Origin of the sequence: Sphingomonas yunnanensis, assembly GCF_019898765.1 — a bacterium.
GTDB classification, from domain to species: Bacteria; Pseudomonadota; Alphaproteobacteria; order Sphingomonadales; family Sphingomonadaceae; genus Sphingomonas; species Sphingomonas yunnanensis.
Genome location: NZ_JAIOKB010000001.1, coordinates 1,180,187 through 1,198,803 on the forward strand (window position 1 = coordinate 1,180,187; position 18,617 = coordinate 1,198,803).

At 70.8% G+C, this 18,617-nt stretch carries 20 protein-coding genes; 12 read left to right on the forward strand and 8 right to left on the reverse strand.

What is annotated here, in order from left to right:
• Position 1 precedes the first annotated feature (1 nt).
• From K7957_RS05730 to K7957_RS05740, 3 genes are all read right to left on the reverse strand, one after another.
• Entirely contained in the window at positions 2 to 1,060 is a 1,059-nt protein-coding gene (locus tag K7957_RS05730) for a phosphotransferase family protein (RefSeq protein WP_223010949.1), read from the reverse strand.
• The gene (locus K7957_RS05735) at positions 1,057 to 2,142 is read right to left on the reverse strand and encodes a Zn-dependent alcohol dehydrogenase (RefSeq protein WP_223010950.1); all 1,086 of its coding nucleotides are present in this window, start codon (positions 2,140 to 2,142) and stop codon (positions 1,057 to 1,059) included. Before K7957_RS05735 ends, K7957_RS05730 begins: the two co-directional genes overlap by 4 nt.
• A 313-nt stretch (positions 2,143 to 2,455) precedes the next feature.
• Positions 2,456 to 3,742: an acyl-CoA dehydrogenase family protein gene (locus K7957_RS05740; RefSeq protein ID WP_223011143.1), complete on the reverse strand. Its 1,287-nt coding sequence runs from the start codon at positions 3,740 to 3,742 to the stop codon at positions 2,456 to 2,458.
• 144 nt (positions 3,743 to 3,886) lie between these two features.
• Between K7957_RS05740 and K7957_RS05745 the strand changes: the two genes are divergently transcribed.
• Positions 3,887 to 5,122, forward strand: a complete 1,236-nt coding sequence (locus K7957_RS05745) for a TetR/AcrR family transcriptional regulator (RefSeq protein WP_223010951.1) — start codon at positions 3,887 to 3,889, stop codon at positions 5,120 to 5,122.
• A gap of 127 nt (positions 5,123 to 5,249) precedes the next feature.
• Here K7957_RS05745 and K7957_RS20650 read toward each other — a convergent pair whose 3' ends face one another.
• Positions 5,250 to 6,092, reverse strand: a complete 843-nt coding sequence (locus tag K7957_RS20650) for a helix-turn-helix domain-containing protein (RefSeq protein ID WP_223010952.1) — start codon at positions 6,090 to 6,092, stop codon at positions 5,250 to 5,252.
• A gap of 142 nt (positions 6,093 to 6,234) precedes the next feature.
• On the opposite strand from K7957_RS20650, the gene K7957_RS05755 reads away from it, so the two are divergent.
• Together K7957_RS05755 and K7957_RS05760 are read left to right on the forward strand one after the other, a co-directional pair.
• The gene (locus K7957_RS05755; protein WP_223010953.1) at positions 6,235 to 6,414 is read left to right on the forward strand and encodes a hypothetical protein; all 180 of its coding nucleotides are present in this window, start codon (positions 6,235 to 6,237) and stop codon (positions 6,412 to 6,414) included.
• Positions 6,411 to 7,100: a glutathione binding-like protein gene (locus tag K7957_RS05760; protein ID WP_223010954.1), complete on the forward strand. Its 690-nt coding sequence runs from the start codon at positions 6,411 to 6,413 to the stop codon at positions 7,098 to 7,100. Before K7957_RS05755 ends, K7957_RS05760 begins: the two co-directional genes overlap by 4 nt.
• A 238-nt stretch (positions 7,101 to 7,338) precedes the next feature.
• On the opposite strand, the gene K7957_RS05765 is transcribed toward K7957_RS05760, so the two are convergent.
• Complete coding sequence (locus K7957_RS05765) at positions 7,339 to 7,848, reverse strand: cysteine hydrolase family protein (protein WP_223010955.1); 510 nt, start codon at positions 7,846 to 7,848, stop codon at positions 7,339 to 7,341.
• A gap of 130 nt (positions 7,849 to 7,978) precedes the next feature.
• On the opposite strand from K7957_RS05765, the gene K7957_RS05770 reads away from it, so the two are divergent.
• The 7 genes from K7957_RS05770 (at position 7,979) to K7957_RS05800 (ending at position 14,724) form a co-directional block, all read left to right on the forward strand.
• Positions 7,979 to 8,779, forward strand: coding sequence for a thioesterase family protein (locus tag K7957_RS05770; protein WP_223010956.1), 801 nt, complete (start codon positions 7,979 to 7,981; stop codon positions 8,777 to 8,779).
• Between the two features lie 113 nt (positions 8,780 to 8,892).
• Positions 8,893 to 9,612, forward strand: a complete 720-nt coding sequence (locus K7957_RS05775) for a hypothetical protein (RefSeq protein ID WP_223010957.1) — start codon at positions 8,893 to 8,895, stop codon at positions 9,610 to 9,612.
• A 48-nt stretch (positions 9,613 to 9,660) separates the two neighbouring features.
• Complete coding sequence (locus K7957_RS05780; RefSeq protein WP_183943522.1) at positions 9,661 to 10,380, forward strand: response regulator; 720 nt, start codon at positions 9,661 to 9,663, stop codon at positions 10,378 to 10,380.
• Positions 10,381 to 10,432: 52 nt separating this feature from the next.
• Positions 10,433 to 11,746: a sensor histidine kinase gene (locus tag K7957_RS05785; RefSeq protein WP_223011144.1), complete on the forward strand. Its 1,314-nt coding sequence runs from the start codon at positions 10,433 to 10,435 to the stop codon at positions 11,744 to 11,746.
• A gap of 247 nt (positions 11,747 to 11,993) precedes the next feature.
• Entirely contained in the window at positions 11,994 to 12,548 is a 555-nt protein-coding gene (gene dcd, locus K7957_RS05790) for a dCTP deaminase (RefSeq protein WP_223010958.1), read from the forward strand.
• Between the two features lie 237 nt (positions 12,549 to 12,785).
• Positions 12,786 to 14,438, forward strand: a complete 1,653-nt coding sequence (locus K7957_RS05795) for a Na+/H+ antiporter (RefSeq protein ID WP_223010959.1) — start codon at positions 12,786 to 12,788, stop codon at positions 14,436 to 14,438.
• Positions 14,439 to 14,445: 7 nt separating this feature from the next.
• Positions 14,446 to 14,724 (forward strand): UvrB/UvrC motif-containing protein, encoded by a 279-nt coding sequence (locus K7957_RS05800; RefSeq protein ID WP_223010960.1) that lies wholly within the window; start codon positions 14,446 to 14,448, stop codon positions 14,722 to 14,724.
• A 121-nt stretch (positions 14,725 to 14,845) separates the two neighbouring features.
• Here K7957_RS05800 and K7957_RS05805 read toward each other — a convergent pair whose 3' ends face one another.
• Entirely contained in the window at positions 14,846 to 15,103 is a 258-nt protein-coding gene (locus K7957_RS05805; RefSeq protein ID WP_223010961.1) for a hypothetical protein, read from the reverse strand.
• A gap of 68 nt (positions 15,104 to 15,171) precedes the next feature.
• Between K7957_RS05805 and K7957_RS05810 the strand changes: the two genes are divergently transcribed.
• Positions 15,172 to 15,987 carry a TrmH family RNA methyltransferase gene (locus K7957_RS05810; RefSeq protein WP_223010962.1) on the forward strand — a complete coding sequence of 272 codons (816 nt, stop codon included), beginning with the start codon at positions 15,172 to 15,174 and terminating at the stop codon, positions 15,985 to 15,987.
• A gap of 68 nt (positions 15,988 to 16,055) precedes the next feature.
• On the forward strand, positions 16,056 to 16,391 hold the full coding sequence (locus K7957_RS05815; protein WP_223010963.1) for a hypothetical protein: 336 nt from the start codon (positions 16,056 to 16,058) through the stop codon (positions 16,389 to 16,391).
• A gap of 299 nt (positions 16,392 to 16,690) precedes the next feature.
• Here K7957_RS05815 and K7957_RS20745 read toward each other — a convergent pair whose 3' ends face one another.
• Both K7957_RS20745 and K7957_RS05825 read right to left on the reverse strand, forming a co-directional pair.
• Positions 16,691 to 16,957, reverse strand: a complete 267-nt coding sequence (locus tag K7957_RS20745) for a hypothetical protein (protein WP_425517156.1) — start codon at positions 16,955 to 16,957, stop codon at positions 16,691 to 16,693.
• 241 nt (positions 16,958 to 17,198) lie between these two features.
• Entirely contained in the window at positions 17,199 to 18,416 is a 1,218-nt protein-coding gene (locus K7957_RS05825) for an FG-GAP-like repeat-containing protein (protein ID WP_343228313.1), read from the reverse strand.
• Between the last annotated feature and the right edge of the window lie 201 nt (positions 18,417 to 18,617).

The window sequence follows — 18,617 nt, forward strand, 5'->3', positions numbered from 1 at the left end:
CTCACGCCCCGGCGCGCCCGGCGAAGTGCCGGGCCGCGCTCACGAGCAGCGGCAGCCGCGCCGCGGTCTCCTGCGCGCGCGCGTTGGCGGCGGTGCCGATCAGCACGCGCTTGCGGATGCCCTGAACGATGCTGGCCAAGCGGAACAGGTTGAAGGCGAAATACCAGTCGATCGCGACCGGCTCGTCGCGTCCCGTCCGCGCCGCGTAGCGCGCCAGCATGTCCTCCAGTGTCGGGATGCCCGTGGCATCGCCGGTCAGCCCCATCACGCCCGAGCGGCCCTCGGGCTCGGTGACCCAGCTCATCAGATAATAGGTCAGGTCGGCGACCGGGTCGCCCAGCGTCGACAGTTCCCAGTCGAGCACCGCCGCGACGCGCGGCGCCTCTCCCGGCGCGAACCGCATGTTGTCGACGCGATAGTCGCCGTGGACGATCGCGGTGCGGGTCTGCGGCGGCACGGTGCGCGGCAGCCACTCGATCAGCCGCTCCATCTCGGGCAAGGTCTCGGTCTCGGCGCCGCGATATTGCTTGGTCCAGCGCACGACCTGGCGCTCGAAGTAGTTGCCGGGCCGCCCATAGTCGCCGAGCCCGATCGCGCCCGGATCGATGTTGTGGAGATCGGCCAGCGTGTCGATCATCGCGTGATAATGCGCCCGGCGCGCCGCGGGGGCGAGCTCGGGCATGGCGCCGTCCCAGATCGTCCGCCCCTCGACCATCTCCATGACGTAGAAGGCCGAGCCGATCACCGCGGCGTCCTCGCACAGCACGTAGGGCCGCGGCACCGGGAAGCCGATGGGGTGGAGCGCGGCGATGACGCGATACTCGCGCTCGACCTGATGCGCCGAGGGGAGCAACTCCCCCATCGGCTTGCGCCGCAGCACGTAGCGCCGCTCGGACGTGTCGAGCCGATAGGTCGGATTCGACTGACCGCCCGCGAACTTGGCAAAATCGAACGGGCCGGCGAAGCCGGGGACATGCTCGGCGAGCCACGCGCCCAGACGCGCGGTGTCGAGCCGGTCGCGCTCGGCGAGATCGCGCTGAAGCGAGGGATCGTCGCTCACGCGAAGACGATCACGCTGCGAGTCGAGTCACCGCGGCGGAGCTCGTCGAAGGCGTGGTTGATCCGCTCAAGCGGGAGGCGCTCGGCGATCAATGTGTCGAGGTCGAGCAGGCCGCGCTGGTAGAAGTCGACCAGCCGCGGCACGTCGATCGGGAAGCGGTTGGAGCCCATCAGCCCGCCCTGCAGCTTCTTGCCCGAGAGCAGGTCGAGCGCGGAGAGGCCGACCGACTCGGCCGGCGGCAGCATGCCGAGGATCGTGGCGGTGCCGCCGCGGCGCAGCACCGCCACCGCGGTCGCGGCGGACTGCGGCCGGCCGACCGCCTCGATCGCGTGGTGGACGCCGCCGCGCGTCGCCTCCAGCACCGCGGCGGCGACGCCCTCGGCGGCGCTGTCGAACGTGTCGGTCGCGCCGAGCCGCTCGGCGATGGCGCGCTTCTCGGGCACCGGATCGAGCGCGACGATCCGCCCCGCGCCCGCGATCCGCGCGGCGTTGACCGCGGCGAGCCCGATCCCGCCGCATCCGACCACGCACACCGTCTCGCCCGGCGACACGTCGGCGGTGTTGAACACCGCGCCCGCGCCGGTCGTCACCGCGCAGCCGATCAGCGCGGCGCGGTCGAGCGGCATGTCTTGGTCGATCGCGACGCAGGCGTGCTCGTGCACCAGCATCTGCTCGGCGTAGGCGGAGAGGTTGAGCATCTGCGCCACGGCGTCGCCGTCGGGGAAGCGAAGCCGCGGCTCGGCGCCGCGCGGCCGCCGCGTCTCGCCGCTGACGCACAGCGACATGCGACCGCTGAGGCAGAATTCACAGTGGCCGCAGAAGGCCGATAGACAGGTGACGACATGGTCGCCCGGTCGCACGGTCCGCACCTCGCTGCCGACCGCCTCGACCACGCCCGCGGCCTCATGGCCGGGGATGGCCGGGAGCGTGTGCGGGTAGAGGCCGTCGACGAAGTGCAGGTCGGAGCGGCACACGCCCACCGCGGCGGTGCGGATCAGCACCTCGTGCGCGAGCGGCTTGCTCACGGTGACGTCGGCGATCGTGAGCGGTTCGCGCACGGCGGTGAGGACGGCGGCCTTCATCGAGACACGTGCGGCCGCGACGCCGCCCGTTCGTGCTGAGGAGGCGCTGAGCGAAGTCGAAGCGCCGTCTCGAAGCTCCGTCCGGACCCTCGTGGCCGTGCTTCGAGACGAGGCTTCGACAAGCTCAGCCTCCCCTCAGCATGAACGGGGGGAAGGGAAGCGCCACCTCCCGACACTTTCAGCGTCATCCCGAACTCGTCTCGGGATCCACGGTGCCGCTCACCCGAACCCTGCGGCTCTCGCGGCAAGGTGGATCCTGAAACACGTTCAGGATGACGGAAGAAGAACGGGAGACCGCCAGCCCCCATCCCCCTCACCGCCCCGCCCCGACGTCGCCGCTCGACGGCGCCCCCCGTCCGTCGCCTCCGCCGTACTTGCCGAACTCGTGCCGCGCGATGGCGCGGCAGTGGACCTCGTCCGGCCCGTCGGCGAAGCGCAGCGTCCGCACCGAGGCCCAGGCGTGCGCCAGCCCCGCGTCCTCCGCCACGCCGGCGCCGCCGAACGCCTGGATCGCGTCGTCGAGGATCTGCAACGCCATCGTCGGCGCCTGCACCTTGATCATCGCGATCTCCTGCTGCGCCGCCTTGTTCCCCGCCCGGTCCATCATGTCCGCGGCCTTGAGGCAGAGCAGCCGGGTCATCTCGATGTCGATCCGCGCGCGCGCGATCCGTTGCTCCCACACGCTGTGATCGGCGATGCGCTTGCCGAAGGCGACGCGCGCGAGCAGCCGCCGCGCCATCTTCTCGATCGCCACCTCGGCGACCCCGATCGTGCGCATGCAATGGTGGATCCGCCCCGGCCCGAGCCGCCCCTGCGCGATCTCGAAGCCGCGCCCCTCGCCCAGCAGCACATTCTCCACCGGCACGCGCACGTCGGTGAAGCTCACCTCGCCGTGGCCGTGGGGGGCATGGTCATAGCCGTACACCGAGAGCAGTCGCTCGATCTTCACCCCCGGCGTATCGAGCGGCACCAGCACCTGGCTCTGCTGCTGGTGACGCGAGCCCTCGAAACTGGTCTTGCCCATCAGGATGCCGATCCTGCAGCGCGGGTCACCCACGCCCGACGACCACCATTTGCGCCCGTTGATGACATAATGGTCGCCGTCGCGCTCGATTCGCGTCTCGATGTTGGTCGCGTCGGAGGAGGCGACCGCGGGCTCCGTCATCAGGAAGACCGAGCGGATCTCGCCCTCCATCAGCGGTCGGAGCCACGCCTCCTTCTGCGCGCGCGTGCCGTAGCGGTGGAGCACCTCCATGTTGCCGGTATCGGGCGCGGAGCAGTTGAAACACTCGCTCGCCCAGCCGATCCGCCCCATCTCCTCGGCGCACAGCGCATATTCGAGGTTGGTCAGCTGCGTGCCCTGGAACGCGAAGCTGTCGTCGACGTGCTGCTGGCCCGAGTGCGGTGGCATGAAGAAGTTCCACAGGCCCTCCGCGCGCGCGGCGCGCTTGACCTCCTCGATCACGGGAATGACCTTCCAGCGCTCGCCGCTCGTCAGCTGCTGCTCATACTCATGGTCGCGCGGTGCGATGTGGCGCGCGATGAAGGCGCGGACGCGGTCGCGGAAATAGGTCTCGCGCTCGCTCAGCGTGAAGTCCATCGCCACCCTCTCCTCCTCGGTTACGACGGGCTTAGGCCATACCGTGTATTCGGTAAAGCACGCTTCGTCGCGCCGTCGCAGCTACGATCCAGGTGGATGAAAAGGGGACTGTATCTTCGAAAGCGACGTGCTAACCATCGCGCCATGGGGGATGTGAGGACCGACGACGCCACCGCGACGCGGCGCTTCCGCGAGAAGCGCGAGGCGATCCTGGCCGCCGCGGCGGACGCGATCAACGAGCAGAGCGCCAAGGGCATGACCTTCGCCGACGTGGCGCGCCGCGTCGGGCTCAACACCACCAGCGTCACTTATTATTTCAAGCGCAAGGAGGACCTCGCCGCCGCCGCGTTCGAGCACACGCTCGACTATCTGCTGGCGATGCTCGACGAGGCCGCGACCGAGGCGACGCCGTCCGATCGGGTCGAGAAGCTCGTCACGCTCAACCTCGCGCGGCTCGCCCGGATCGAGCGCGGCGAGGAACGCGCCTTCGCGGTGCTCTCCGACCTGCGCGCGATGGACGAGCCGGTGCGCGCGCGGCTGATGGCGCGCTGGCGCGAGGTGTTCCGTCGTACCCGCGCGCTATGGGGCGAGCAGCGCGGGCGCGGCGCGGTCGACCTCGCCGGTGCGCGCGCGCACGTGCTGCTGGAGAACATGTTCTGGCTGCCGGCCTGGCTGCCGCGCTACGACGCCGACCAATATCCGCGCGCGGCCGAGCGGCTGATGGGCCTGTTCCGTCACGGGCTAGCCGGCGCCGACGCGTGCTGGGCGCCGCGCCCGCTGACGTTCGAGCGCGACGACGCGATGCCGGGCCGCGACGCCTTCCTGCTGGCGGCGACGCGGCTGATCAACGAGCTGGGCTATCGCGGCGCCTCGGTGCAGCGGATCGCCTCCGAGCTGAACGTCACCAAGGGCAGCTTCTATCACCATCTCGACGCCAAGGACGATCTGGTCGCGGCCTGCTATCGCCGCAGCTTCGACACGATCGCGGCGGCGCAGCGCAGCGCCGACGCGCGCGGTGGTTCGCACTGGGAACGGCTGTGCGACGCGGTGGCGGCGCTGGTGGGGGTGCAATTCTCCGACAGCGGCCCGCTGCTTCGCACCACCGCGCTGAGCGGCCTCCCACCCGCCGAGCGTCAGCAGATGGTCGACCGCTCCACCCGGATCGCGCGGCGGTTCGCCGGCACGCTGATGGACGGCGCCGCGGAAGGGACGATCCGCGCGGTCGACAGCCTGATCGCGAGCCAGGCGGTCATGGCACTGCTCAACGCCGCCTTCGACATGCGCAAATGGGCATCGACCATGGCGCACGAGCGCGCCGTGGGCCTGTACGCCTCGACATTGCTCTTCGGCATGTTCGACAACCGCCTGCTCGGGGAGTGAGCGGGCGAATGTAGCCGTGCTCGGGCGCGCGCCCGAGCCCAGGGTGGCAAGGGCAACGCTCTTGGCTCTGGGCTCCTGCGTGCGCAGGAGCCCGGCTGCTGCCCTTGCGGCGAAACGTCCCGCGCCGCTACACCGGCTCGCCGAGCGCCTCGGTGCGCGCGCGGATCGCGAGCTGGTTGTGCGGCCCGCGCCGGCGCGAGAACTCGCGCACCGAGCAGCCGAGGAACAAGTGACTGTCGCGCAGGAAATGCGAGCGGTCCCAATAGCCCGCTTCCTCCAGCGCCATCGGCGCGGCGTCGGGCTGGGTCAGCACCGCGCTGAGCGCGCGCAGGAAGCGCGTGCGGCGCAGCAGCAGCTTGGGCGTGAAGCCGAAGTTGAAGCGAGTCAGCGCGGCGAGCGCGCGCGGCGTCATGTCGAGCGACTCGGCCACGGCTTCGATCCGGGTCGTGGCGGGATCGCGCAGCATGGTGCACAGCCGATCGATCCGCGGGTCCGCCGGCGCGCGACGCTGCAGCCGCGCCTCGAGCCAGGCGTCGAACACCTGCTGGACCGGCTCACCCGTCTCCAGCGCGGCGCGCAGCATCTCGGCGCCCGGGTCGAGCTCGTCGAGCGGAATGACCCGGTTCGACAGCCGCGACACGTCGCCGCCGAACAGCTGCGCCCAGCCATAAGGCAGCAGTCCGGCGCCCACCAGGATCCCGCCCGAGCCGGTGACATAGCCCGCGTAGCTGGTCGGTCCGGTCAGCGCGACCGTCGGCACCGGATCATAGGTGCGGCTGCCGATGCGGAGCGCCCAGGGCGGGCTGCCCGCCAGCGTCACCCGGATCGTCGCGACGCTCGGGAAGAAGGCGTCGTGGAAGACATGCCCCGGCACCACCGGCGCGGCGAAGCGGTGATAGCCCGTGACGTACCGCGTCAGCGCGTCGCTCGGGCGATGATACGCTACCCCGACGCTCTCCTGATCCCCCACCGGCGCCCCCCAGCAACCCTTATTTACATCTCATTACCGCGGTGATCGAACGAGGCAAGCCGTGGTACCGTTTTGATCCATGTTCTCTTGACTTAGATCAGCGTATTGGGGCGGTGAGACGCGGGCACCTCGAGGTGGCCGCGTGACCATGATCGTCGCGATAACCGAGCTGCTGATCGCGACGCAACGCCTCACCTTCGCCTCGCGCCACGGTTTCGATGAGCTCGCCGTGATCGAGGCAGGTACGCTGATCGTCGCGGCGGCATTGATCGTGGCGGTCGGCGTCCCCACCCTTCGCGCACACGACGGAGACGCGCGATGATCGACCTGCACTATTGGCCCACGCCGAACGGCCACAAGATCACGATCTTCCTGGAGGAGGCCGGCGTCGACTACACCGTTCTCCCGGTGAATATCGGCAAGGGGGAGCAATTCCGCCCCGAGTTCCTGGCGATCTCGCCCAACAGCCGCATGCCCGCCATCGTCGACCACGCACCGAGCGACGGCGGCGCGCCGGTCAGCGTGTTCGAGAGCGGTGCGATCCTGCTCTATCTCGCGCACAAGGCGGGGCAGTTCGGCGGGGCGACGCCGCGCGCGCACGTCGAGGTGCTGGAGTGGGTGATGTGGCAGGTCGGCGGGCTGGGCCCGATGCTGGGGCAGAACCATCATTTCACGCGCTACGCGCCCGAGCGCCTGCCCTATGCTATAGATCGATACGTCAAGGAGACCAACCGCCTGTACGGCGTGCTCGAGCGGCGTCTGGCGGGGCGCGACTATGTCGCCGGGGGTGAGTATAGCATCGCCGACATGGCCTGTTTCCCCTGGATCCTCCCCGAGGCGCAGGGACAGGACATCGGGGACTTTCCCAACGTCGCGGCATGGCACGCGCGGATCAAGGCGCGGCCAGCGGTGGTGCGCGCCTATGAGCAGGGCGCGCGGGTGCAGGCGCAGCCCACGGAGATGAGTGAGGAGCAGCGGCGCGTGCTGTTCGGCCAGACCGCGCGGTGACGGCGGGTTGATCATCCCGTGAGAAGGCGGGAGCTAGGCGCAGGCGGACATGCCGATGCTCGTCTGTACTGCCCGTCGCTCCGCCTCGTCCGTCATCCCGGACCAAGTCCGGGATGACGGAAGTGGTGGACGTCGCGCTTCTCACGAGCCTGGCGCCTCGCCCCGCGTGCCGACACGCGGACGGACGAGCCCGGAGCCTCGTCATGACTGCCCCTTGCGGGGGCCAGAACGCCTGTCCTCACCCCTCTCGCGTCGGCCACACCTCTGCCGCGGTGACCACCGGGATCTTCGAACCCAGCGCGGCGAGCGCGACCTGATGCACGAAATCGGTGGGTGCGGTGCACAGGTCGCCGATGACGCGGCGGTCGAGCACCGTCGCTTCGGGCGCGAGCGCGGTATAGGTCACGCAATTCTGCGTCATCATGCCGCAGAGGAACAGCTCGCCGGTGTCGAGCAGATGCGCGCCGAGGTCGGTCTCCTGAAAGGCGTCGGGATAGCTCTTGGTGATCACTGCGGCGCCCTCCGCCACCGCCATGATCGCGGGGCGGATCACGCTGCCGGGTTCGTCCTCGGCGAACGGACCACCCGCGGCGACGTGGCGCACCAGCACGATTTGGTCACCCGCCGCCTGCGCCGCGGCGATCGCGGCGACGATCCGCTCCTCCACCGCCTCCGCGCGCCACAGCGGCAGCGCGCCGCGGGCGAAGTAAGCGTTCTGGACGTCGATCACCAGCAGTGTCCGCCTCATGTCATCTCCTTGTCGTCGCAGCCTCCTTCATAGCGCGCGTGACGGTGCCGACGTGCCGCGCGGCCGACTCTTCTCGCCCCGCGGTGGCGCACGGCATTGATCCGTCGCGATCCGCGACTAGCCTGGGATGATGACCGAGCCCGCCTCCGCCACCCCGCTCGTCCAGCTGCTCGCCGCGCTCGCTCGCGACGGCAGCGCGGCGCGCTGGCACGGCACGATCCCGCCCGACTGGCAGCAGGGGCGCACCACCTTCGGCGGCCTCTCGGCGGCGCTGGCGCTGCACGCGGTGCGCCAGTTCGAGCCGGGACTGCCGCCGCTGCGCTCGGCGCAGGTCGCGTTCGTCGGTCCGCTCGCCGGTGGGGTGACGGTCTCCGTCACGCTGCTGCGGCGCGGGCGCAACGCCGCGTTCGTCGCCGCCGAGGTGAGCGGCGAGGCCGGGCTCGGCGTGCGCTGCACCTTCGTCTTCATGCGCGCGCTGCCCGAGGCGCTGGCGCACGCGCGCGGCGCCGCGCCTGCGGTCGCCCCGCCCGCGCCCGAGAACCGCGTGCTGCGCGGCGGTCACCCCCAGGTGGCGTTCACGCGCCATTTCGAGTTCGTCGATCCGCCAGGCCAGAGCGATCCGGCGGCGTGGCTGCGCTGGGCACGGCTGCCCGAGCGCGACGGGCTCCACCGCGAGATCGAACTGCTGACGATCGCCGACTGCCTGCCCCCCGCGGCGCTGCGGCTGCTCGGCGTCGGCGTGCCGGTGAGCTCGATGACCTGGCAGCTCAACCTGCTCGCCCCCGCCCCGGCGACGCGGGACGGCTGGTGGCTGCTGCGCTCCGCCACCGATCACGCGCGCGATGGCGCCTCGTCGCAGCAGATGGCGATCTGGGACGCGGACGGCCGCGCAGTCGCCGAGCAGATCCAGTCGGTCGCGATCTTCGGCTGATACAAATCGCGACAATATTCCGGGGGTCCGACATCCCGGCGCGACAGGCGCGGCGTAGCACCGCGACACTGACGGGGTCCGAGCCCCGTCGAACGTGTCGAGGGGTATATCCGATGAAGACCTTGCTCTCCGCCGCGGCGCTCGGCGCCGCCGCGCTCGCCGGCGCCGCGCCGCTCCTCGCGCAGGACCTGCCCGCCGCGCGCGCGGACGCGCCGCCGCCACGACCGATGGAGCCCCGTGACCCGCTCGCCGCCGCCGACGGCGTGGTGACCCGCGAGGAGGCCGCGGCCGAGGCCGACCGCCGCTTCGCCGCGTTGGACCGCGACGGCGACGGCAAGATCGACCGCGAGGAACGCCGCGCCTTCCGCCCGCCGCACCGGCCCCGCGGCGATATGCCACCGGCACCGGGCATGGACGGCCCGCCCCCGCCGCCGGGCGCGGTCGGGCCGCCGCCTCCTCCGCCGCCCGGCACGGACGGCCCACCGCCTCCTCCGCCGCGCGGCACGGACGGTCCGCCCCCTCCCCCGCCGCCAAGTGCCGAGCGGGACGGCGACCGGCGCGGCTGGGGCGACCGCGGCGGCCGCCAACATCGCCGCGCGCCGCGCGAGATGACGCGCGAGCAGTTCCGCGAGCGCGCGCTGCGGATGTTCGATCGCGCCGACACCAATCATGACGGCCGCGTCGATCAGCAGGAGCGCGAGGCGATGCGGCTGATGATGCGCGCGCGCCGCATCGGCCCCGACGGCGACCTGCGCGGCCCCGGCCCGCGCCGCGGCGAGCGTGAGGGCGAGCGCGGTGATCTACGCGACGGCGCCGCGCCCGAGCGCGACTGACACCCGGCCCTTCCCTTCGAGGCATCAGCTATGGCAGGCCCCGACGACATGGCCGACACTCCGCATCTGCTGCTGGTCGACGACGAGCGCTCGATCCGCGAGCCGCTCGCCGTCTATCTGACCAAGCAGGGCTTCCGCGTCACCCAGGCGGGCGACGCGGAGAGCGCGCGGACGCGCATGGCCGCCTATGCGATCGACCTGGTCGTGCTCGACATCATGATGCCGGGCGAGGACGGCCTGTCGCTGTGCCGCCACATCCGCGCCACCGGCGAGACGCCCGTGATCCTGCTTACCGCCAAGAGCGAGGAGACCGATCGCATCGTCGGGCTGGAGATGGGCGCGGACGATTATGTCGTGAAGCCCTTCTCGCCGCGCGAGCTGGCGGCGCGGATCAAGGTCGTCCTGCGCCGCACCGCGGGCGGCGCGGTGCGCCAGCACGCGCCCGAGAGCGGCGCCTATGCCTTCGCGGGCTGGCTGCTCAAGACCGGCGAGCGCGCGCTGGTCGACCGCGAGGGCGTGTCGGTGCCGCTGTCGACCGGCGAGTACAATTTGCTGCTCGCGCTGGTGCAGCGCCCGCGCCAAGTGCTGACGCGCGACCAGCTGCTCGACCTCACCCAGGGGCGCGAGGCGGCGGCGTTCGACCGCGCGATCGACAATCAGGTGAGCCGGCTGCGGCGCAAGATCGAGGCCGATCCCAAGGCGCCCGAGATCATCAAGACGGTCTGGGGCGGCGGCTACGCGCTCTCCACCGACGTGACGCGGCTGTGAGCGCCGCGTGACCTGGCGCCGCCTGCCCTGGCCGCGCAGCCTCGCCGGGCAGATGGCGCTGCTGGTCGCGCTCGCTTTGTTCGTGGCGCAGGCGATCAACCTCGCACTGCTGCTGCGCGAGCGGAGCAGCTTCCGCGTCGCGCAAGCCTCGCGCCCCGCCGCCTTCCGCCTCGCCGACGCGCTCGACCAAGAGGCGAGCGGGCGCCGCATCACGCCCGACCGCGGCCGCGTCCGCGTTGCCGCGCGCAGCCCGATCACCGCGTCGATGGCGCCGCAGCCCGAGATGGCGCGCGAGGTGCGCGCGCAGCTCGACGAGTTCGGCGTGCGGATGCGCCGCGTGGAGGTGGCGATCGCGCCGCCGGGTACCTATCAGGTACCGCTCAGCCGCTTCGAGCGCCGCATGGCCGCGCGCCACGGCCCCGAGCCGCCGCCCGAGACGATCGTGGTCGCCGCGCAGCAGCCCGGCGGGCGCTGGCTGGTGCTGGCGGGCGGGCTGCCGCGCGGCGACACGCGGCTGTTCTGGCGGCTGCTCGCGCAGACGCTGATCCTCTACGGCATGGTGCTGCTGCCGGTACTGTGGGTCGCGCGCCGTATCTCGCGCCCGCTGCGCGAGCTCGCCGCCGCAGCGCGCGCCTATTCACCGCGCACCCCGCCGCGCGCGCTCGACGAGGAGGGCCCGCCCGACGTCGCCGCGGTGATCGCCGCGTTCAACGCGCTGAGCCTGCGCGTCACCGCGATGCTCGACGAGAAGGACCGCATGCTCGGCGCGATCGGCCACGATTTGCGCACGCCGCTCGCCGCGCTGCGCGTGCGGATCGAGTCGGTCGAGGACGAGCAGGACCGCGCGCGCATGGCCGACACGATCGCCGAGATGAACCGCACGCTGGAGGACATCCTGTCGCTGGCACGGCTCGGCCGCCCGAGCGAGCCCGTGACCGAGGTCGACCTCGCCGCGCTGGTGGACGCGGTGGTGGAGGACTTCCGCGACCTGGGCGACGACGTCGCCTTCGAGGAGGCCGAGCGGCTGCGCATGCGGCTGCGCCCGTCGCTGATCCGCCGCGCGGTGCGCAACCTGATCGAGAATGCGGTGAAATATGCCGGCGCCGCGGAAGTGTCGCTGCGCGCCGAGCCGGCGCGCGCGGCGATCGTCGTCGCCGACCGCGGGCCCGGCATCCCGGCGGACCGGCTGGACGACGTGTTCGGCGCCTTCATCCGGCTGGAGACCTCGCGCAACCGCGAGACCGGCGGGATCGGCCTGGGGCTGGCCTTGGCCCGCGCGATCGTCGAGGAGGCGGGCGGTGCTATCGTGCTCGCCGCGCGCGACGGCGGCGGCCTGGTCGCGACGATCACGCTGCCGCGGGAGTGAGTGGGGGAAGCACTGCCGCTGAGCTGGTCGGTCTCGTTCGGCGCGCCTTCGCCGCCCGACTCTTCTTCTTACCCGTTCGGCTCGGCTAGCGATCGAACTTGTCGAGAGCGCGTATCGAGAGCGCGGCACCTGCGGCCCCTTCTCGACACGCCGTCTCGACGCGAAGGCGGAAGAAGGAAGCGCCACCGCCCCCTTGCGCTCACCCGACGCAGCGTCGAAAGCGTCCGCCTCACCTGGGGGAGCCTGTATGTCGATCCTGTCGGACCGCTGGATCCGCGAGCGCGCGCAGGGCGAGGGCATGATCGAGCCCTTCGTCGAAGCACAGCGGCGCGACGGCTGTATCAGTTACGGCCTGTCGAGCTACGGCTATGACGCGCGCGTCGCCGACGAGTTCAAGATCTTCACCAACGTCGACAACGCGATCGTCGATCCCAAGGACTTCGCCTCGAACAGCTTCGTCGATCGCAAGACCGACGTCTGCATCATCCCGCCCAACAGCTTCGCGCTGGCGCGGACGGTGGAATATTTCCGCGTGCCGCGCGACGTGCTGGTGATCTGCCTGGGCAAGTCGACCTACGCGCGCTGCGGCATCATCGTGAACGTCACCCCGCTGGAGCCGGGCTGGGAGGGGCATGTCACGCTGGAGTTCTCGAACACCACGCCGCTGCCCGCCAAGATCTACGCCAACGAGGGGGCCTGCCAGTTCCTGTTCCTCGAGGGCAACGAGCCGTGCGAGATCAGCTACGCCGACCGGGCGGGCAAATATATGGGCCAGCGCGGGGTGACGCTGCCGCGTTTGTGAGCGACGCGCGGCGGGGTAGGCTGTCATCGTTTTCGCTGCCGTTCCACCGCCTGCGCTCTCCCCCGGCGAGAGCCGGGGATTGGGTCACGCTCGTGCGACAGTCAGCCACGCGATGCTGGCGTCGGGAATTGCGCGTGGCGCGGGCGCTCCAGCAGCCATCCCCCATCTTCTGCCCCGTGAACGGAACCCCTCCGCCGCGCGCGTCTTAGAAAAGAGTCTCAGCGGGAGAGCCTGAAGTTGGACGTCGTCACCCTGTGCCTGTTCCTGTTGCTGGCGGTGGTCGTCAGCGGCACCGTCTCGCGACTTCTTCCCTCCGCCCTACCCCGTCCCTTGGTCCAGATCGCGCTCGGCGCGCTGATCGGCGCCTTCGCGGGCATCCGGGTGGAGCTCGATCCCGAGCTGTTCTTCCTGCTGCTGGTGCCGCCGCTGCTGTTCCTCGACGGCTGGCGCATCCCCAAGGACGAGCTGCTACGCGATCGCGGCGCCGTGCTCGGGCTCGCGCTGGGGCTGGTGTTCCTCACCGTGCTGGGCCTCGGCCTCTTCGTCCACTGGCTGATCCCGGCGATGCCGCTCGCGGTCGCCTTCGCGCTCGCCGCGGTGGTGTCGCCGACCGACCCGATCGCGGTCGGCGCGATCGCGCAGAAGGTGACGATCCCCAAGCGCATGATGCATATCCTCGAGGGCGAGTCGCTGCTCAACGATGCCTCGGGCCTGGTCTGCCTGCGCTTCGCCATCGCCGCCGCGCTCAGCGGCACCTTCTCGCTCGGCGAGGCGCTCGGCACCTTCGCCTGGATGGCGCTCGCCGGGGTCGCGATCGGCGCGGGCGTCACCTGGCTCGCGATCGGCGGCAAGGTGCTGGTGGCGCGCCGGACCGGCGGCGACGACGCCGGCTCGAACATCCTCGTCAGCCTGCTGATCCCGTTCGGCGCCTATCTCGCCGCCGAGCACGTCCATGCCTCGGGCGTCCTCGCCGCCGCCGCGGCAGGGATCGCGATGACCTTCGTCGGCAGCGGCGTGGCGGTGAGCGCCGCGACGCGGATACGCCGGCGCGCGGTATGGGACATGCTGCAGTTCACGCTCAACGGCGTGATCTTCGTGTTGCTCGGCGAGCAGCTGCCCGCATTGTTCGCCGGCGCGAGGGCCGCGGTGGCGGGCACAGGACACGACAGCGCCTGGTGGCTGCTCGGCTATGTCGCCGCGATCGTGGCGGTGCTCGCCGCGCTGCGCTTCTCCTGGGTGTGGGTGTCGCTCCAGTTCACGCTCTATCGCGCCAAGCAGCGCGGCGACGGCGCCAAGGGGAGCCCGCCGCGACGCGTCATCGCGGCCATGTCGGTCGCGGGCGCGCGCGGCGCGATCACGCTGGCGGGCGCGCTGACGTTGCCGCTGGCGCTGCCGAGCGGCGCCGACTTCCCCGCACGCGATCTCGTCATCCTGCTCGCCTCGGGCGTGATCCTGGCCTCGCTCGCGATCGCCGCGGGCGGACTGCCGCTACTGCTGCGCGGGCTAACCTTCCCCGCCGAGGAGGGCGCCGCGGGCGAGCGCGACCGCGCGAGGGTCGTCACCGCCGAGGCGGCGATCGCCGCGATCGAGCGGGTCCAGCACGCCATGGCGCAGGACCGCGGTGACGCCGACCGTTACACCGACGTGGCGGCGCGGCTGATGGCGCAGTATCGCGAGCGGATCGCGCATCTCGACGAGGACAGCGGCGCGCGCGACGAGCGCTCGCAGGACAATGAGATCGAGCGCGAGCTCCGCCTCGCCGCGGTGCGCGCCGAGCGCCAGGCGCTGTTCGAGCTGGGCCGCCGCCGTGAGATCGGGCTGACGCTGGCGGAACAGCTCGGCCGCGAGCTCGACCTCGCCGACGCGCGGCTGACCCGGATGGGGCTGTGAGAGAAACATGGACGAGACGATCGCCGACCTGCACGCCGCGATGGAGGCGGCCGCCGCCGCGCTCGACTTCGAGGAGGCGCGTCGGCTGCGCGATCGCATTACCCTGCTGCGCGGTGGCGCGAGCGCGGAAGAGGCTGCGGCCGCCGACCTCGGCGGGATCGAGCGCCAGCGTCCCGGCGCGATGGGCCTGGGCACGAGCCAGCAGCGAGTCACGCCGCCGCCGGGCTGGACGCCCCCGCCGCGCCCCGACCCGATGACGCGCGGGCGCGGGACGCGGCGCAGGTGAGTGGTCGAAGATGCGACACCATGGTGCGCCGGGAGTGACGCCGACCGCATGTTCCCTTGTTTATCGCCAGACGAAGCGGCGGTGCGACGATGGAGGCGTGCGCCCCTTCCCGCAGCCCGCCTTACAAACCGATCGTGTCGAGCGCGGCGGCGAGCTCCGCGTCGATCGTCTCGCCCTGCCGCGGCGTCAGCCGGTTGAGCGCGGTCTGCACGCGGCGCTGCGCCACCTGCAGCGTCTTGTGGCGTACCGCGCGCACCTGGTTGGTCCGCCCCGATCGGCTCTCGCCCAGCAGCGCGGCCCATTTCTCCTCCTCCGCGGCCAGGATGGCGAGCGCGAGCCGAAGGCCGTCGCGCTGGCCGCGCGCGTGTTCGTCACTCATCCGCCGTCGCTCCGCCATGGCGCCGGCTCAGGATGGCACGGCGCGCTCAATGCTCTACGGACATCGCCGTGCCCCAGTTGATCCCGATCGTCGACCCCGCCGACCCGCGCGTCGAGCCCTATCGCGACATCCGCGAGCGCGACCTGGTCGGGCGCCGCGGGCTGTTCGTCGCCGAGGGCGTGGTCGTGCTCGAGAAGCTGGTGGAGAGCGCGACGCACCGCGTCGCCTCGCTGCTGATCGCCGATAAGCGCGCCGACGCCCTGTCGCCGCTGCTGGCGCGGCTGCCAGCGGACACACCGGTCTATCTCGCCGCGCCGCGCGTGCTCGACGCGATCGCCGGCTTCCCGCTCCACCGCGGCGTGCTCGCGATCGGGCAGCGCGGCGCCGACCTGTCCGCCGGCGCGTTGCTCGGTGGCGCGACGCCGCCGCGCGACGTGCTGCTGCTGAGCGCCATCGCCAACCATGACAATATGGGCGGGATCTTCCGCAACGCCGCGGCCTTCGGCGTGGGCGCGATCCTGCTCGACGCCGACTGCTGCGACCCGCTCTATCGCAAGGCGATCCGGGTCTCCGTGGGCGCCGCGCTGACGGTCCCGTTCGCGCGGCTCGGGCGCGACGAGGACGCGCTCGCGCTCCTGGCGCACCACGGGTTCGAGGCGGTCGCGCTCAGCCCCGCGGGCGCGATGTCGCTGCCCGCGTGGCGGCCCGCGCCGCGCAGCGCGGTGCTGCTCGGCGCCGAGGGACCGGGGCTGGCGCCGGCGTTGATGGCGCGCGCGCGCACGCTGCGGATCGCGATGGCGGCAGGCTTCGACTCGCTCAACGTCGCGACCACCTCGGGGATCGTGCTCCACCATCTCGCCACGGCGCGCGCCGAGGGGGCGTAGCGTTATGGGGCGACCGCGCGCGGCGCGGCGTTGCCGAGCCGGGTCAGCGAGGCATAAGTCTCGTTCCCATGACTATCCTGTGTAGCCTCGGCCTGCACCGCTGGCAGAGCCATCCGACCCTACGTCCGGGCACCACCGTCCATCGTTGCGCCTGGTGCGGCACGCGCGCGCTGACCCACGGTGGGCGGCAGCGGCGCCGCAAGCGGGTCTTCTTCGCCGCCGCGCTGCTCGTCTCGGCGGCGCTGTGGTTCGTCAGCTACAACCTGCTGGTGCACGGCCGCACGCGCGTGCTCCACACCGCCTCGACCTCGGCGCGCAAGGTAGCGACCGCGGCCTCGCACGGGCGCAACGCGGTGCATCGCATCGAGGGCGACAGCGGCAGTTACGTCGAGGGTAAGGAGTGATGGGCTCACGCGTCGAATTGCCTGGACGACTCGTGGTGAAGCGCGCTCGTTCGACTGGCGCGGCGGGCTAGGAAGGTCTCGTGCCCCTCCGCGGCGAAGATCGGCGGCCAAATCATCGATCGGGCGCTCGTGCCCGACGATCTGAGACGATGCCGCGTAGGGGGACAAATTAGGCGCTCAAATCATCTAAAAGTTTCGCCACCCCGCCGGTAACGTCAGTACAACTGGGCGGTCGTCGCGCTCCGCAGCGGCGAGCTATAGCAGGCAGATAGTAACATGGCCGCAGTCTCGAAGCTCCTTTATCTATCAGACCACTTCATGGGTTTCCGCAGATAGGTCACGCCGTTGGCCCGCGCCTCCTCGAAGCGCCTGGCGCGAATGTTGACCTGGATCGACGCCAGCAGGAGCTTGGGCACCGAACGTCCCGCGTCAAGCTGCTCCCGCATGGCGACGAAGCCGTCCTCGCCGCGGCGCTCGCGGCCGCGCGGGGCTCGAGAGCGTACATTTACCTCGATGCTCTGGCCGGCACAGCGAGCGACCGTGCCAACAGGCACGTATTCTAGCACATCAAGATCATTACTTCGCTCGAGAGGCACGCGCCAGGCGGCTGTTGCGTTCAGATGAGCTTGCGCCCGGATGCGCCACGCCAGGTCGTCACGGAGAAATCACTGGAAACTTAGAACCAAGCTCTGCCACGACCGCTCCTACTCGCCGCCGATGCGACAGTGAGCACCCCGCTGCCAGAACAGACAGCGGGGCACCTTTGCACTTCTTCGAAGTACGCAGCCTGGAGACCAGCGAAGCCCCTCAGGCGATATGCATGCCGTCGTGCTGGGTCTGCCAACTCACAGGAACAGGGACGTAGGCATTAGCGTCGTTTGCGACGAAGCTGCCGTCGGCCCGGCCGAGCCAATCACTGAGTGCACCGTCCTGGCTTCGCCAGAGAATGTCGTCGCGACCATCGCCGTTATAGTCACCGGTATCTACGATCGACCAAGCGGCGGAGACCCGCGAAACGAAGGCAGCGGCATCGTTGCCGGTGAAGCCGCCATCCGCTCTGCCCAGCCAGTCGGAGAGGCTGCCGTCCGAATGACGCCAAAGGATGTCGGCACGACCGTCGCCGTTGATATCACCGGTGCCGACTACGCGCCACTCAGTGCCAACCTGTGCGCGAGCGTTGCCATGGTTCGGCGTGAAGCCGCCATCGCCACGGCCCAACCAATCCGATAGCGTGCCGTCAGCGTGACGCCAAAGCACGTCGCCTCGTCCATCTCCGTTGAAGTCCCCCGCGCCAACGACCTGCCAGGCCGTGTCGACCTGAGTCCGCGCGGCGGCGTCATTGCCGACGAATCCTCCGGTTGATGTGCCGAGCCACGTGCTGAAGCCCCCGGCGTCACTGCGCCATACCAGGTCAGCGTGCCCGTCGCCGTTCACATCCGTGCTTCCAGCGACGTGCCAGTCCTTCGTCACCTGTACGAACGCATTGCTGTCGTTGCCGAGGGAACCACCATTAGGCTGACCGAGCCAGTTGCTGAGCGATCCGTCGGCATTGCGCCAGAGCACGTCAGAATGACCGTCGTTGTTGAAATCATGCCGTACCGTCTCGAAGGAGGTCGGCGCGCCGATGGTCAATTGCACGCCACCGCCAGCCAAGGCGGTTGCCCTGATCCCCTCGGAAGGCAGGTTGGTCAGTGTGACAGCCCCTCCGGTGTAGGTCAGTGTATGACCGCTGAGCGAGAACGCGAACTGCGAGGGTGACGCATCGCTGATGACGATACGGTCACCCACTTGGAAGTCGGTGATCGTGTCGCCGTTCAGCCCGGCGGCCGTGTCGCGGAACGTGTCACGACCAGGCCCCCCGATGAGAATGTCGCTGCCCCCACCGCCGCTCAGCCAATCGTTGCCGCTCCCGCCCGTCAGCGTCTCATTCGCGAAGACGCCCGCGAGCACATCAGCGCCGTCTGAACCAGTCAGCGGCGGGGCGGCCGGGTTCGCTACCAGCAACAGATCCGTGTCGGTTGCCACCGACAAGTACCGATCGCTCGAGGGGGTGGAGCGGAAACGAAGGGCATCGCCTCACGACAAGCGGAGACTGCACCGCCGTGGAGGTATCTCCGGCCGTCCATGCCTCGCACAAGGGCGATCGGGCTGGACACATGGCGATCCGTGCATCACGCCTTTTCTTAGGAGAGAGATGTCTTGTTCAACCGTCACATAGCCCGACCT

Bases quoted from the DNA above. Each gene is read 5' to 3' on its own strand.
- K7957_RS05745 (WP_223010951.1), top strand. From the start codon at position 3,887: ATGGGGGATGTGAGGACCGACGACGCCACCGCGACGCGGCGCTTCCGC.
- K7957_RS05785 (WP_223011144.1), top strand. From the start codon at position 10,433: ATGGCGCTGCTGGTCGCGCTCGCTTTGTTCGTGGCGCAGGCGATCAAC.
- K7957_RS05775 (WP_223010957.1), top strand. From the start codon at position 8,893: ATGAAGACCTTGCTCTCCGCCGCGGCGCTCGGCGCCGCCGCGCTCGCC.
- K7957_RS05740 (WP_223011143.1), bottom strand. From the start codon at position 3,742: ATGGACTTCACGCTGAGCGAGCGCGAGACCTATTTCCGCGACCGCGTC.
- K7957_RS05780 (WP_183943522.1), top strand. From the start codon at position 9,661: ATGGCCGACACTCCGCATCTGCTGCTGGTCGACGACGAGCGCTCGATC.
- K7957_RS05770 (WP_223010956.1), top strand. From the start codon at position 7,979: ATGACCGAGCCCGCCTCCGCCACCCCGCTCGTCCAGCTGCTCGCCGCG.
- K7957_RS05765 (WP_223010955.1), bottom strand. From the start codon at position 7,848: ATGAGGCGGACACTGCTGGTGATCGACGTCCAGAACGCTTACTTCGCC.
- K7957_RS05805 (WP_223010961.1), bottom strand. From the start codon at position 15,103: ATGAGTGACGAACACGCGCGCGGCCAGCGCGACGGCCTTCGGCTCGCG.
- K7957_RS05735 (WP_223010950.1), bottom strand. From the start codon at position 2,142: ATGAAGGCCGCCGTCCTCACCGCCGTGCGCGAACCGCTCACGATCGCC.
- K7957_RS05760 (WP_223010954.1), top strand. From the start codon at position 6,411: ATGATCGACCTGCACTATTGGCCCACGCCGAACGGCCACAAGATCACG.
- dcd (WP_223010958.1), top strand. From the start codon at position 11,994: ATGTCGATCCTGTCGGACCGCTGGATCCGCGAGCGCGCGCAGGGCGAG.
- K7957_RS05815 (WP_223010963.1), top strand. From the start codon at position 16,056: ATGACTATCCTGTGTAGCCTCGGCCTGCACCGCTGGCAGAGCCATCCG.
- K7957_RS05800 (WP_223010960.1), top strand. From the start codon at position 14,446: ATGGACGAGACGATCGCCGACCTGCACGCCGCGATGGAGGCGGCCGCC.